Raw genomic sequence first — 14511 nt, 5'->3', positions numbered from 1 at the left:
AACGGCTATCGTGACGTGGTCAGGTCAGCGGTGTGAGAGGCTTTGGGCGAGTTGTTTCCAGAGGTGGTCGGCGGCGGGCGACAGGCGACGGCCAACGCGCGTCATCATCTGGCTGGAGAACCCCGTCGCGATCGGATGATCGATGGGCACGGCCACCAACTCGCCGAGTTCGATGCCGCGTCGCGCGGTAATTGCCGACATGAAGGCCACACCAAGGCCCGCCGCAGCGAGCGTCTGCGCGGTATTGAACAGATCGACGCGATAGGCCGGGGTCAGATTCAGCCGCGCGGTGTCAAGCACCGAGTGCACGAATTGCTGCACACCATGCGCCTCGGTCATGAAGATGAGCCGTTCGTGCGCCAGTTCCGAGGGCGGCACGCTTGTCATGCGGGCGAAGCGGTGCGTGGGTGCGACCACCGCGCACAGCGCTTTGGGGGCGAACGGATGAATGCGCATGGCGGGATCGTCGGCCGAGCGCGCGCACAGACCGATATCGACGACATCGTCTCGCACGAGCGAGAGCACCACGGGCGTGGGACCGGAGCGGATCTCGACGAGGATATCCGGATAGCTCATCGAGAAGCGCTGCAATGCCTGCGCAATCAGGCGGCCGATGAACCCCTCCCCGACCCCGATGGCGACCCGGCCGCGCTTCAGATGCCGGTATTCCTCGAGCCGTGCCGACAGGTCGCGCTGACGGCGTTGGCCGTCGCGGTAATAGTCGATGAGCACTTGACCGATCTCGGTCACGCTGACGTTGCGCCCACGCCGCTCGATCAGCGGAAAGCGCAACCGCCGTTCGAGCGCCGCAATCTGGCGGCTGACCACGGACGGATTCACGCCGAGCGCTTCGGCGGCCATGCGCACGCCACCTGTCGCGGCAATTTCGGCGAGGTATTTGAGGGGACGCTCGCCAATGTCGTCCACCCACGACGCGTTTGTCATGTTTGCCTCACTGTTGTGCTCGAACGAAATCCGCCTGTCGGGTTCAGCATTGATCGGGTGATGGCCGCCGGACGCCCGAAGGTGCCGGAAGACCCAGTCAAGTCGTTGAATCGACGATGATTTCTGCGGTCGGTGCTGGCATCTTCCTGGCGTCGCTCCGAGGTCGATTGTTGACTTGAAAGCAACATTCTGACGTGGTTTGCGTCATGGGTGGGGATTTTCGTCGATGCAATACTCCGCGTTATTCGAAAAAAGAGGAGCCCCCGATGAGCGAGATTCGCTATTGCGAAGTCGGCGATCTGGCCGATGCCCGCGAGCAATTGGCCGACATTCGTCACCATATTCACCAACACCCCGAGCTGTCTTACGAGGAGGTCGACACGTCGCGTTACGTGGCGGAGAAGCTCGAGAGCTGGGGGTATCAGGTCACGCGCAACGTTGGCGGTCACGGCGTGGTCGCCTCGCTCACCGTGGGCACGAGTGCGCGCACCGTAGGCGTGCGCGCCGACATGGATGCGCTGCCGATTCACGAGCAGACCGGGCTGGCCTACGCCAGCGTACACGACGGCAAGATGCACGCCTGCGGTCACGACGGTCACACGACCGTGCTGCTTGGCGCGGCGCAACATCTTGCAAAGACGCGCAATTTCGACGGCACCGTGCATCTGATTTTCCAGCCGGCGGAAGAAGCCGGTTCGAACAGCGGCGCCGAGCAGATGATTGCCGACGGCCTGTTCGAGCGCTTCCCGTGCGAAGCGATCTTCGGTCTGCACAATCATCCGGGCGTGGCGACCGGTACGTTCGGTTTTCGCTCGGGCCCGCTGATGGCCGCATGCGACACCGTGAAGATCCGCATTCACGGTCGTGGCGGTCATGCGGCGCGTCCGCACCTCGCCGTCGATCCGGTGGTGATCGGCAGCAGCCTTGTGATGGCGCTGCAAACCGTGGTCGCGCGCAACATCGATCCGACCGAAGCGGCGGTGGTGACCGTCGGCACGTTCCATGCCGGTTTCGCACCGAACGTGATCCCCGAAGACGCCACGCTGGAAATGAGCGTGCGCTCGTTCTCTCCGAAGGTGCGCGCTACGCTCGAAGAGCGCATCCGCGCGCTGGTGACCTCGCACGCGGAAGGCTACGGCGCGAGCGCCGACATCGAGTACATCCGGGGCTATCCGGTGCTGGTGAACACCGAGGCAGAAACGGAATTCGCGCGCAGCGTGGCCGAAGAACTGGTCGGTGCCGAGCACATCATCTCGCCGTTCCCGCCGATCGCGGGCAGCGAAGACTTCGCCTATTACCTGCAGAAGGTGCCGGGTTGCTTCATTCGTCTGGGTAACGGCGAAGGCCGGCCGATGCTGCACAACGCCAAGTACGACTTCAACGACGACAATCTGACCATCGGGGCCGCTTTCTGGACGCGTCTGGTCGAACGCTTTCTCAGCAAGGATCGCGCATGAGCATCGCAACGCAATCGTTCCCCGCCGACGGCGCGCAGCCGTCGCAGATGAGCCCTGCGCAGCAGCGCAAGATTGTCTTCGCCGCCGTTATCGGCAACCTGCTGGAATTCTTCGACTTCACGGTCTACAGCTACTTCGCGCTGACCATCGGCAAGCAGTTCTTCCCGGCGGACGATCCCATTACGTCGTCGCTGCTGGCGTTCGCGGTGTTCGCCGTGGGCTTCGTGATGCGCCCGCTCGGCGGTATCGTGATTGGCCGCTATGCCGACCGTGCGGGCCGCAAACCGGCGCTCACGCTCACCATCGGCCTCATGGCGCTCGGCTCGGTGGCCATCGGTCTCGCGCCGACATACGCGCAGATCGGTCTGGCCGCGCCATTGCTGATCGTCGGCGCACGTTTGCTGCAAGGCTTCGCACAGGGCGGCGAGTTCGGTGCGGCAACGGCCACGCTGCTGGAAATGGGCGGCGCGAAAAGCCGCGGCTTCCGCGCCAGTTGGCAATTGGCGAGTCAGGGCGCAGCCGCCCTGCTCGGCTCGGGTCTGGCCGCGAGCCTCGGCTTCCTGCTCTCCGACGAGACCATGCACAGCTGGGGCTGGCGTATTCCGTTTCTGCTGGGCACGCTGATCGCGCCGGTCGGTATTTACCTGCGCCGTCACATTCAGGAAGAGCCGCCGAAGCCGAAGACCGTTGCCGGTCGCAACGATCCCAAGCATGGCCTGTACGTGCGCAACTGGTTCCTCACGATCTTCTCGATCATGGGGATGTCGGTGTCGACGTACGTGATGATGTATTACATGCCCACGTACTGCATTCAGTATCTGGGTCTGCCGCCGAAGATGTCGATGCTCGCGGGCGTTGCCGCCAGCACGATCTCGCTCGTGATGTGTCCGATCTACGGCGCGTGGTCGGACAAGATGGGCCGTCGCAAGCCGCTGACGATCATCGGCCGCGTGGGGCTGATCGTGCTGCTGTATCCGGCGTTCTGGATCATGACGCACTTCCCGTCGCTGCCGGTCGTGCTGGCTGCGCTGATCGTGCTGATGCTCTGCTATACGATGGGGTCGGCCCCGGCTTATGCGCTGATGCCGGAGAATTTCCCGAAGCATCTGCGTGCGGGCTACATGTCGAGCGCGTACGCGATTGCCGTGTCGGTGTTCGGCGGCACCGCGCAGCTTGTCGCCGGCTGGCTGATCCGCGCGACCGGCAACAAGATGGCGCCGGCGTGGTACATGATCGCCTGCGTGGTCATCTCGCTCGTCGCTGTGTCGATGTTCGAGGAAACCGGTAACAAGGCACTCGAAGACTAAGCGCCGATGGATGTCGGGCGATGTCGCAAAGGCGACGACGGTATCCGTCGTCGCCTTTTTCCTTATGAACGCACGAACGTCGCGTTGGGATCGAGCGGATACACCGGACGCTTCACGCGCGAGAACGGGAACAGTGCGTAGTTCGAGCTGGTGACGCCATCGCTGTCGCATTCCACGAGTCCTGCCGAGATCGGCACGAACACCGGTCGGCAATACATGCGCGACTTGAGTAGCAGGAAGCGTTCGTTGCGCGGGTCGAGACCGACGCAGGTGAACACGCCATGGTCCCACGGCTCGTGCGTGCGCTCCGTCACCACAATGCGCGCCGGTCCGATATCGAACAGCACCGTGCGGCCCATGTAGCAGCGCTGGCCGGTGTACGTCGGCCCGGTCACGACATATTCGCCGTCGCTGACCTTGCGCACGATGCCCGTGAGTACCGGCGGTGTCTTGACGATGCCCAATTGCGACAGCGGCCGTTTGTTGCCGAGCGCCAGCGTGACCTCGGCGTCCTCGCCTGCGGCGATCAGCGTGGCCACCGCTTCCGGATCGCACAGCGGCCCGACGCCAATGCCCGTCAGCCCGCCCGCAAGCGCGGCTTCGAGTACATCCATCGTGTCGCAGGTGCCGCCCGACATGCAGTTGTCGCTGTGATCGAGCAGCAGCACCGGCTTGCCGGCGTCTTCGGCCAGGCGCCTGGCTTCGGCAATCGACTCGGCGAGCGGCGCGCTGCGATAGACGAAGCCGTCGCGCTCGTCCCACGCCTGTGACGCAATTCGGTCGGCTACGGCCTGCGCGCGCGCGACGCCCGCCTCGCCGTCGTCTTCCGCCGTGACCACGACGCTGAGGCACGGCGCCGGAATGTCGGCGAGCGAGAAGCCGGAGAACACCGACACTGCGGCAACGCCCGCCTCGGCTTCGGCGCGCCGGGCGGCGTCGAGGGCGCGCTTCATCGCGCCGCCATGACTGGTGCTGCGCAGCGAATGCACCATGAGCGGGGGCTGTTGCCACACGACTCTGGGGCGGCGCTTACCCGCGAGCATGTCGAAGAGAAGACGGCCGGCGTGTTCGCCGGTTTCGTACATATCGACGTGCGGATAAGTCTTGAAGCCCACGACGATATCGGCGTTCGCCACGATCTTCTGCGTGACGTTGGCATGCAGATCGAGCGCCACGGCAATCGGTGTGTCCGGCGCGGCGGCGCGCACTCGTTCGAGCAGATCGCCTTCGCCGTCGTTGCTGTTCTCGGCGACCATCGCTCCGTGCAGATCGAGCAGGATCGCGTCGACACCGGTGGCTGCCGCCACGATCCGGCGGCATAGTTCGTCATAGGCGCGTGCGGCCACCGGACCGCTCGGGTTCGCCCCGGCGGACACGGGCGTTACCATTTCGGCGCCTGCCGCTTCGGCCAGATCGATGAATGCGGCCATGGCCGTGCGCATGCCCTTGTTGTCGCGATAGGCGGCCTCGTCGTACGTGGGCCCGTCATTGCCGAAGGCTTCGAGCGGCGTGGGCACCGGCGAGAACGTGTTCGTCTCGTGATTCATCCGCGCGATCATGACTTTCATGCGGCACCTCCCGCGCGTTGCAGCATGGCTTGCAGCAGCACGTTGCAACCGGCTTCGAGATGCGCCGGATCGGCGTCTTCGATTTCGTTGTGGCTGATGCCGTCCTTGCACGGCACGAAGATCATGGCCGTCGGCGCTACGCGCGCGAGATACACCGCATCGTGCCCGGCGCCGCTGATGGCATCCATCGACGACAGGCCGAGCGCCTTCGCGCCGTCGCGAATCGCGTCAACGAGTTCAGGCGCAAAAGGCTGCGGCGGAAAGTACACGACCTGCTCGATGGCGATGTCGATGCCCCTGGTGCTCAGCGCGGCGCATTCGGCGCGCAGTTTGGCGTTCAGGGCGTCGAGCGTGGCGTCGTCGGCCGCGCGCAGATCGACGGAGAGTTTGACGCGTCCCGGAATGACGTTGCGCGAATTCGGATAGTTGTCGACCCAGCCGACCGTGCCGCGCGCATGCGGCGCGTGTTCGCAGGCGATGCGATTCACCGCCTGAATCAGTTGTGCGGCGGCGAGCAGCGCGTCGCGGCGCAGTTCCATCGGGGTGGGGCCCGCGTGCGCCTCCATGCCGGTGACAGTGACGTCGTACCAGCGTTGTCCCAACGCGCCTTGCACGACGCCGATGGTCGTCCCATGAGCTTCGAGCACCGGCCCCTGTTCGATGTGTGCTTCGAAATACGCACCGACGGCCCCCGGACGACCCACGGCCGGCTCGGTCCCGGCATAGCCGATGTTGCGCAAGGCCTCGGCGACACTCACGCCGTCGTGGTCCTTCTGTGCGAGCGCGTGATCGAGCGTGAAGGCGCCGGCGTAGACACCCGAGCCCATCATCACGGGCACGAAGCGCGACCCTTCCTCGTTGGTCCACACCGCGACCTCGAGCGGCGCTTCGGTCACGATAGCGTTGTCGTTCAACGTGCGCAGCACTTCCAGCCCGGCGAGCACACCGTAGTTGCCGTCGAACTTGCCGCCGGTTGGCTGGGTGTCGATATGACTGCCGGTCATAACGGGAGGCAAGGTGTCGTTACGTCCGGCGCGGCGCGCGAAGATGTTGCCGATTGCGTCGATACGCACCGTGCAGCCGATCTCCTTCGCCCACGCCACGAACAGATCGCGGCCCTGCCGGTCGAGATCGGTCAGCGCCAGGCGGCAGACGCCGCCCTTCGCGGTCGCGCCGATTTGTGCGAGTTGCATGAGGCTATTCCACAGGCGCGCGCCGTCGACGCGCACTGCGGCAGCCGGTTGATCGAGACGTTCCATGTTCACGAGTCCTTCAGGGCATGCGCGGCGTAGTTCACGTACGACGCATGCATTGGCAGAATGGCGCGCTCGCCTAGCGGCTTGACGAGGCGCGTCGGGAGAATGAGCGGCGAAAGGCTCACGCCACGCCCACGCCGAGATAGCGGTCCTTGACCACCTCGTCGGCGAGAAACGCAGCGTTATCCGCGCCGTACACGATCACGCCCTGCTCGACAATGTAATGCCGGTCGGCGAGCTGCGTGCAGACTTCCAGATTCTGTTCGACGAGCAGGATGGCCACGCCCGCCTGCTTGATGAGTTTCAATTGCGCCACGATTTCCTCGACGATCACCGGCGCCAGACCTTCGACCGGCTCGTCGAGCATGAGCAGGCGCGGATGGTTCATCAGCGCCCGGCCGATCGCGAGCATCTGCTGTTCGCCGCCGGACAGTTGCGCGCCGCCGTTCTTGCGGCGCTCCTGAAGGCGCGGAAAGATGCGGTAGATGTCGGCGAGCTGCCACGGCGAATCGCGTCGCGCGCCGAGCTTGAGATTCTCTTCGACCGTGAGCAATTTGAAGATGCCGCGATGCTCGGGCACGAAGCACACGCCCTTTGCCGCGATCCGGTGCGCGGGTTGTCCGGCAACAGGCTTGCCCAGGAAAGCAATGCTGCCTGCCCTCGGTGTCACCACACCCGCGATTGTCTTGAGCGTGGTCGATTTGCCCGCGCCGTTGCGGCCTAGCAGCGTGACGAGTTCGCCGTCGCCGACACTTAACGTCACGCCTTGCAGAATGTGGCTCTTGCCGTAATAACTGTGAACGCCTGAGACGTCGAGAATCATGCGCGGCCTCCGGTAATCATGTTGCCGAGATAGGCGGCGCGCACGCGATCGTCGGCACGGATCGCGTCCGGCTTGCCTTCGACCAGCACGCGGCCTTGCTGCATGACGGTGATCGTGTCGGAGATGTCCATCACGATGTTCATGTTGTGCTCGATGAGCACCACCGTGTGGTCGTCGCGCAGGCCGCGAATGAGCTGCTTCATATCGTCGAGATCGTCGATGCCCATGCCGGACGTCGGTTCGTCGAGAAAAATCGCCTTGGGACGCGCCGCGAGCGCCATGCCGACTTCGAGGCGGCGTTGCTGTCCGTGCGAAAGCGCACCCGCAGCGGTGTCGGCGTGACGCGTGAGGGCGAGCCGTGTGAGCACATCGTCGACGACGGCGGCGCACGCGCGCGGGCCGTCGGCCTTGCGCCAGCACGAGAGCGCGTGACGCGGCGTGACCCCCAGTGCGGCGAGGCGCAGATTCTCGCGTACGGAGAGGTTCTGGAAGAGCGCCGTGACCTGAAACGAACGGGCAATGCCGCGCTGCACACGCCGGTAATCGGCTTCGGTCGTCACGTCGTGGCCGTCGAACACGATGCGCCCGCCCGAGACCGGCACCGTGCCGGTGAGCATGTGAAACAGCGTGGTCTTGCCGGCGCCGTTCGGGCCGATGACGGAGTGCACAGTGCGTGGCGCCACGCGCAAATCCACGCCGTGCAACGCGGTGAACTTGCCATAGCGTTTGACGACGCCGCTGGCTTCGATAAGCACGTTAGGGGCGTTGCTCATGTTGCATCTCCCTGCGTATCCAGTTTGCCGTTGGCGTTGCCGCGCTTACCGGTGATCCGGTACCACAGCGATTCCCCCACGCCCCACAGGCCGCGGTGCATAAACAGACTCACGGCAATGAGCAACAGACCGAGCAATAGCAGCCAGCGCGGCCAGAGCGTGGAGAGCCAGTCGGCGGCAAGCACGTAGAACGCTGCGCCCAACACCGATGCGAACAGGTTGCCCGTGCCGCCGATGACCGTCATCACGAGGATCATCTCGCTCGTGTGGTACTCGATGTTGGATAGCGGCGCGATGCCCGTCATCAGCGCATGCAGTGCACCGGCGAGCGCCGTGACCGCCCCCGAGATGGCGAACGCCACGAGCTTGAACGTCTTCACGTGATAGCCGATGGCGGCGGCACGGGTTTCGTTGTCGCGAATGGCGAGTAGCGTGCGTCCGAACACCGAGTCAGCCACCCGCAGCAGCACGGCAAAGACGATCAGAAAAATGACGGCGACAAAGGTGTAGTACTGCCACGGTGTCTCGAGCGGAATCAGTGTCTTGCCGCCGATCGCGAGCGACTTGCGCGGAATGTCGAGCAGACCGTTGTCGCCGCCGGTCCATTCCGTCGCGGTGTAGGCGAGGAAGTAGAACATCTGCGCACAGGCGAGGGTCAGCATCACGAAGTAGGTGCCCTTTTGCCGGATCGCAAAGCTGCCGACCACGGCGGCGATCACGGCGCCCAGCACGATCGAGATGACAATGGCGAGCGGCATGGGCAACGCCGTGCGCGTGAGCATGATGCCCAGCGTGTAGCTGCCCAGGCCGAAGAAGATGCCTTGACCGAACGAGAGCAGCCCCGTGTAGCCGAGCAGGAGATTGCAACCGAGCACGGCGAGCGCATAGACGAGTACTTCGGTCGCGAGCGTGCCCGACGACAGCGTGACCGGCAGAATCAGCGTGACGGCGGCGGCGAGCAGCCAAAAACGGTAACGTACCAGCATCATCCTCTCCCGAGCAGGCCGTGCGGACGCATGAGCAGCACGGCTGCCATCGCCACATAGATCATCAGACGTGCGCCTTCCGGCCAGATCGTGCTCATCAGACTTTGCACGATACCGATCACGAGACCGCCCACGAGCGCGCCGGCGAAACTGCCCATGCCGCCGATGACGACCACCACGAAGGCAATGCCCAGCGCCTCGATGCCCATGAACGGTTCAACGCCGCGCACAGGGGCTGCCAGCACACCCGCGAGTGCAGCCGTGCCCGCACCGAGCGCGAAGGCAAGACTGAACACGCGGAACACGTTGATACCGAGTAGCGACACCATTTCCGACGATTCGCTGCCCGCGCGTACCGCGCTGCCCAGACGCGTGCCTTCGAGCAACCACCACAGCACAGCGGCGAACACGGCGGTGAAGCCGATGAGAAAGAGCCGGTATTTCGGATAGATGAAGCTGCCCCACATCACCACGCCGTCGAGCACCTCGGGCACCGCGACGTTATCGCCCAGCGGCCCCCAGACGATGATGACCAGTTCCTGCACGACCAGTGCAAGGCCGACGGTGACGAGGATATGGAATTCGTGTGCCTTCTCGTAGATATGCGAGAGCAGCACTTTTTCGGCGATCCACGCGAGTGCGCCTACGACAATCGGACAGACGATCAGCGCGAGCCAGAACGACAGACCCCATTGCAGCGCCTGATAGCAGAAATAAGCACCGAGAAGATAGAAGGCGCCGTGCGCGAAGTTCACAAAGCGCAGCAGGCCGAAGATGATCGACAGGCCGACGGCGAGCAGGAAGTACAACATCCCGATCCCGACGCCATTGATGACTTGCAACAAATAGACGTTCATGCGCGTCCCGGAGAGCTTGAGTGGACGTGGAGCACCGTGCGCCGCCCGGCTTTCGCCGCGCGGCACAGACGACACATGCGGGGACGGCAAGGCGTCCCCGCGAGCGACACTTCAGACAGCGACGGCGATGCCCGTCGTCGTCAGACCATCTTGCACTCGGTCTTATCGAGCGGCAGGAACGATTTCCCGGCGCTGACGATGTCGGCGTAGTCGTCGGCGTTCTTCATCTTCGACTTGGCCTTGCCCTTGAGCAGATAGTAGTTCTTGAGCACCTGATGGTCGCCCTTGCGAATCTCTTCCGGTCCTGTGAGGCCATCGTACTTCATGCCTTCCATCGCAGCGATCACCGCCTTCGGGTCGGCGCTGCCCGCCTTGACCATGGCGTCGAGCATGAGCTTGGTGCAGATGTACGAGCCTGCGAGACTGTAGTTCGGGTTCTGCTTGAAACGGTCTTGCGTGCGCTTGACCAGATCGAGGTTCAGCGGCGAGGCCACCGCGTGCCAGTATTGCGCGCCGAAGTACACCCCCTCGCACAGGTCGGCGCCCAGGGTCTCGAACTGCTCCAGACCCGATGCCCACGCCATCAGGATCGTGCAGTTCTTCTTCATGCCGAAGCTCACCGCCTGACGCAACGTGTCGGACGATTGCGAACCGAAGTTCAGGATCAGCAGCACGTCGGGCTTGGCGGCGGCCGCGTTCGTGAGATAGCCGGAGAACTCTTTCTCCGATAGCGAGTGATAGCTGTTGCCAACGTGCTCGATGCCCTTCTCTTTGAAGATGTTCTTCGCAGCAGTGAGCAGGCCGTCGCCGAACACGTATTGCGGCGTGATCGTGTACCAGCGCTTGGCCTTGGGCATCGATTCGATCAGCGGACGCACCGTTTGCTCGATGGCGCCGAAGGTCGGCACCGACCAGCGGAACGTGGCGTTGTTACAGTCCTTGCCCGTGATTTCGTCGGCGCCGGCCGTGGTGATGAAGATGCCGCCGGCCTTCTCGGCTTCCTTGCCCATCGCCAGGGCTTCTGACGACAGAATGCCGCCGGCGAAAAAACGTGCGCCCTTTTGTTGGGCGATCTCCTGCACGCGGCGGATGGCCGTGGCGGGTTTGCCTTCCGTGTCGAGGGTCGTGTAGGCGAGCGGGCGGCCCAGCACTTTGCCGTACTGCTCGACGATGAGTTTCATGCCGAGATCGGCGAATTTGCCATTGGCGGCGAACGGTCCCGACATCGGCACCGGACACGCCAATTGAATGGCGCCGGTGCTTTGCGCGAACACGTCGCGAGCGGAGAATAGGGAGCCAGGCAGAGACGCCGCAGCGGCGAGCTTCAACAGTTCACGACGATTCAATTGGGTCTCCAGCGAAGAGAGCAATCGTTCATGGGGTGCCAACGCGCAGCGCGTCACATGCTGACCGGCCCCGGGCCTGAAGACAGCGATCCGGGGCAGCGACCTGACGGTAACGAATTGCAACGTCCGGGGCCTTATCCCTATCCGTCATATTTATAATGATAAATAGGATGGATTTGATCGTAGGTATAATGCTTTGGAGTGTCAATCGGAAAAAATTCCGAGGCGGCACGCTCCGAAAATCGAGTGAACAAAGACCCTTTTGAGGCGCTACATGGCATTGGATGCGCAACTGGTGCGAGAGCCGTTGGAAATCAAACAGCAAAAACGCGGCGATCTCGTTGCCGAAGCCATCAAGCGTTTGATTACCGAGGGCAACCTGTTGCCCGGCGATCGTTTGCCGCGTGAGGTGGAGTTGCAGCAGATGTTCGGGGTGTCGAAGAGCACCATTCGGGAAGCACTCAAGTCGCTTGAGGTGCAAGGGCTTATCAAGGTGAGCACCGGGCCTTCGGGTGGCGGCATGGTGGTGGAGGTGCCGCTCGAGCGCACGTTCCAGCTCATGCAAAACTATCTCTTCTTCAAGGAAGTGAGCATTGACGACATCTACACGGTGCGTCAGTTGCTCGAACCGGAACTGGCCGCAGGTGCAGTGCCGCATCTGACCGAGGCCGACTTCGAAGCACTGGAACACAACATGGCGTGTTGCAGTCCGGCGTCGCACGATCGGCGCGAGTTGCTGCGTCAGCGTCAGGCCGATGTCGATTTTCACGATATTCTCGCGGCCGCCAATCCCAACAGCTTTCTGCGTTTCACCTGCGAACTCGTCAACGAGATGATTCGTCAGTTGATCGTGTTCGGTAACGAGACACCGCGCCGCGAGCATGAGAAGTTCGGCACGGCCAACGTCAATATCCATCGCGAGATTACCGATGCCGCGCGCGCCGGCGACGTACAACGCGTGCGAGAACTCATGCAGTTCCACATGCAGGAGGCGCGCACCTACATCAAGCGGATGAACGGGAAGCTGCGCGGGCGTCTGATTCTCGATTCGGACATTGCCGACATGCAGCAGCGCGTGCGCTCACAGCTCGGCGCCGGAGCGCCGCAGACATCGCGTCGAAAGTCGGTTGCGGTGAAGGTATCGCCACCCGCCGAGATCGCGCCGCCGAAGCGCGCTGCGCGCAAGTCGGCAGGTGAGGGCAAGCGTGTCGAGACGGCGGCCGGTAAGACCGCCGCGAAGGCGCCCGCGAAGTCGAAGACGAGCGTGGCGGCAGGCGCGGGGAAGATGGCGAAGGTGAAGACGGCGACGGCGAAGACGAAGGCGCCGGCCTCTCGCAAGCGTCGGGAGACGTCGAACTAAGTCGGGCGGCGTTGGCCGGCCCGCCTCCTCAACGCCGTGCGGCGGCCGGCTGCTGCTGCGTGCAGCAGTGAATGCCGCCACCGCGACGCGCGATGCCGCGAAGCGGTAACTGCACCACATGGCGGTCGGGGAACGCACGCTTCACGATATCGTGCGCATGCGCATCGGCCGCGGGATCGCCGAACGCCGCCATCACGACGCCCTCGTTAGGCAGATAGAAGTTGACATATACCGGCGCGAAATCGGGATCGCCGGCCACGTTGGCGGGCAGGGCGTCGAAGTCGGGCGTTGGCAGCAATCCGATCTCGAAAGATCTTCCGCAGGCGTCGCGTGCGAGTTTTAGCGCACGAAGATTCTCCCGTGTTTCGCGCGCCCATTCGTCGTCGCCTTGCGCACCAGTAGCGAGCAGCACACCGGGTCGCACGAAGCACGCGGAACCGTCGACATGGCCGTCGGTGATCACGTCGAGCGACGAGCCCGGCAGCCACACGATGTGCGTCACGCCCAGCCAGTGACGAAATACCGCTTCGGCCTCACGGCGTGTCATCCCGGGATTGCGGTTGTCGTTGAGTATTGACGTTTGCGTGACGAGTAACGTGCCTTCGCCATCCACATGCAGTGCGCCCCCTTCGGCCACCAGCGGCACTGACGAGCTACCGGTGCCGAGCGCCCGGCCGACACGTTCCGCCACGTGCGGATCGGCGTCGGGCATCGGCCGCAACTTCTGTCCCCAGCCGTTGAAGTTCCAGCGCACCGCGTGCGCCGTCATGGCGTCGTCGAACACGAAGGTCGGGCCGGTGTCGCGCATCCAGTGATCGTCCACGGGCATGAGGTGGAGCGTGGCGCTGACGGGCAGAAACCGCAGTGCTTCCTCCATGTCGGCAGGGGCGACGGCAACGCGTAGCGGCTCGAACTTCGCGATCGCGTGTGCGATGGCGCCGAGTTCCGGAATCACTTCATGCCGTCGCGCACCCGACACGACCGTGTGGCTCGGCCAGGCCATCCAGCAGGCAGCGTGCGGATGCCACTCCGGCGGCATGCGCCAGCGGCCCGTGGCTTTAGCCCCTGTCGCGCCAAAATCGTGGTGAGATGCCGTCATGATTCGCGTTACCGTGAAAAGAGTGCCACCAGTGTAGGTGGCGCACGGCGCTCGCGAACACGGTCAAATCGGCGCCGGATCGGCCAAATGGACGGTAAGCCGCTTGAGTGCTCGTACCTGGCGTAGCGCCACGCGCAGGTCGCACGTCGAAATTAGGCCGATGCCTCCTTCGTCGTCGCTCAGTGGCAGGCCGTCGCGCTCATAGACAACGAGCGCGCCGACGCCGACGGGCGTGTTGTACAACTCATGCCACGAAAACATGACGGTATAGCCGTCGGCTCCCTGTGCCAGCACGAATGCCCGCGTGAAGTCGCGCGCCTGCGGCAGACGCAGGCGCGCAATGTCGAGCAGCGCGGTCAGCCGTACGCCTTTGTAATCGCTCGCGCTTCGTACCGTCCGGCCTGACAGACAGACGACGTCGAGCGGCCCGGTCAGTTGGGTCGGCAGACGCATGAGCGAACAGAGATCGAAGGAATGACGGCGATTGACGCAGCCCGAGACGACGACTTCGCGAGAGACGAGCGGGGCCGGTGTCTCGGGGGCAGGGCTCACCCGCGTGAGCGACGCGCCGTTGGCGCTTAGTCGAATGTCCGGCGAAGCGCCGGCGGGCATACGCATAGGGTTGAGGGGCATGTCGGATAGGTTGGGGGCACCGGTCGCTTCAATATAGCGGCCGGGCCTCCAGCGGACATACGACGTGCCTGATAGCGCCTATTTGCGGGGCTTGAACGGAC

General features: G+C 63.9%; 12 protein-coding genes and 1 pseudogene. 3 read left to right on the top strand and 10 right to left on the bottom strand.

Annotated features, from left to right (window positions below; all coding sequences use genetic code 11):
- Positions 1-24 precede the first annotated feature (24 nt).
- On the bottom strand, positions 25-945 hold the full coding sequence (locus AT395_RS24250) for a LysR family transcriptional regulator (RefSeq protein ID WP_042113834.1): 921 nt from the start codon (positions 943-945) through the stop codon (positions 25-27).
- Positions 946-1211: 266 nt separating this feature from the next.
- Between AT395_RS24250 and AT395_RS24245 the strand changes: the two genes are divergently transcribed.
- Both AT395_RS24245 and AT395_RS24240 read left to right on the top strand, forming a co-directional pair.
- A complete protein-coding gene (locus AT395_RS24245) occupies positions 1212-2402 on the top strand; it encodes a M20 aminoacylase family protein (protein ID WP_042113835.1) in 1191 nt (396 codons plus the stop codon).
- A complete protein-coding gene (locus AT395_RS24240) occupies positions 2399-3709 on the top strand; it encodes an MFS transporter (RefSeq protein ID WP_197088111.1) in 1311 nt (436 codons plus the stop codon). Before AT395_RS24245 ends, AT395_RS24240 begins: the two co-directional genes overlap by 4 nt.
- A 62-nt stretch (positions 3710-3771) precedes the next feature.
- On the opposite strand, the gene AT395_RS24235 is transcribed toward AT395_RS24240, so the two are convergent.
- From AT395_RS24235 to AT395_RS24205, 7 genes are all read right to left on the bottom strand, one after another.
- Positions 3772-5277: a M81 family metallopeptidase gene (locus AT395_RS24235; RefSeq protein WP_048628475.1), complete on the bottom strand. Its 1506-nt coding sequence runs from the start codon at positions 5275-5277 to the stop codon at positions 3772-3774.
- Positions 5274-6536 (bottom strand): Zn-dependent hydrolase, encoded by a 1263-nt coding sequence (locus AT395_RS24230; protein ID WP_042113838.1) that lies wholly within the window; start codon positions 6534-6536, stop codon positions 5274-5276. The genes AT395_RS24235 and AT395_RS24230 overlap by 4 nt, the downstream gene beginning before the upstream one ends.
- A 118-nt stretch (positions 6537-6654) precedes the next feature.
- Positions 6655-7356, bottom strand: a complete 702-nt coding sequence (locus AT395_RS24225; protein ID WP_042113840.1) for an ABC transporter ATP-binding protein — start codon at positions 7354-7356, stop codon at positions 6655-6657.
- The gene (locus AT395_RS24220) at positions 7353-8129 is read right to left on the bottom strand and encodes an ABC transporter ATP-binding protein (RefSeq protein WP_042113842.1); all 777 of its coding nucleotides are present in this window, start codon (positions 8127-8129) and stop codon (positions 7353-7355) included. The genes AT395_RS24225 and AT395_RS24220 overlap by 4 nt, the downstream gene beginning before the upstream one ends.
- Entirely contained in the window at positions 8126-9115 is a 990-nt protein-coding gene (locus tag AT395_RS24215; protein ID WP_125347457.1) for a branched-chain amino acid ABC transporter permease, read from the bottom strand. The genes AT395_RS24220 and AT395_RS24215 overlap by 4 nt, the downstream gene beginning before the upstream one ends.
- Positions 9115-9972 (bottom strand): branched-chain amino acid ABC transporter permease, encoded by an 858-nt coding sequence (locus AT395_RS24210; RefSeq protein ID WP_010806700.1) that lies wholly within the window; start codon positions 9970-9972, stop codon positions 9115-9117. The genes AT395_RS24215 and AT395_RS24210 overlap by 1 nt, the downstream gene beginning before the upstream one ends.
- A 140-nt stretch (positions 9973-10112) precedes the next feature.
- Positions 10113-11318: an ABC transporter substrate-binding protein gene (locus AT395_RS24205; RefSeq protein WP_042113846.1), complete on the bottom strand. Its 1206-nt coding sequence runs from the start codon at positions 11316-11318 to the stop codon at positions 10113-10115.
- 274 nt (positions 11319-11592) lie between these two features.
- Here AT395_RS24205 and AT395_RS24200 point away from each other — a divergent pair.
- Positions 11593-12405: pseudogene (locus tag AT395_RS24200) on the top strand (FadR/GntR family transcriptional regulator); the annotation flags it as partial.
- A gap of 301 nt (positions 12406-12706) precedes the next feature.
- Here AT395_RS24200 and AT395_RS24195 read toward each other — a convergent pair.
- Both AT395_RS24195 and AT395_RS24190 read right to left on the bottom strand, forming a co-directional pair.
- The gene (locus AT395_RS24195) at positions 12707-13777 is read right to left on the bottom strand and encodes an agmatine deiminase family protein (RefSeq protein ID WP_072632909.1); all 1071 of its coding nucleotides are present in this window, start codon (positions 13775-13777) and stop codon (positions 12707-12709) included.
- Positions 13778-13840: 63 nt separating this feature from the next.
- Positions 13841-14410 (bottom strand): molybdopterin-dependent oxidoreductase, encoded by a 570-nt coding sequence (locus tag AT395_RS24190; protein WP_048628479.1) that lies wholly within the window; start codon positions 14408-14410, stop codon positions 13841-13843.
- Positions 14411-14511: the final 101 nt, after the last annotated feature.

This window comes from Pandoraea apista (assembly GCF_001465595.2).
Taxonomy (GTDB): Bacteria; Pseudomonadota; Gammaproteobacteria; order Burkholderiales; family Burkholderiaceae; genus Pandoraea; species Pandoraea apista.
Note: the sequence above shows the minus strand (reverse complement) of the source record. Positions and strands in the feature narration are given on the sequence as shown.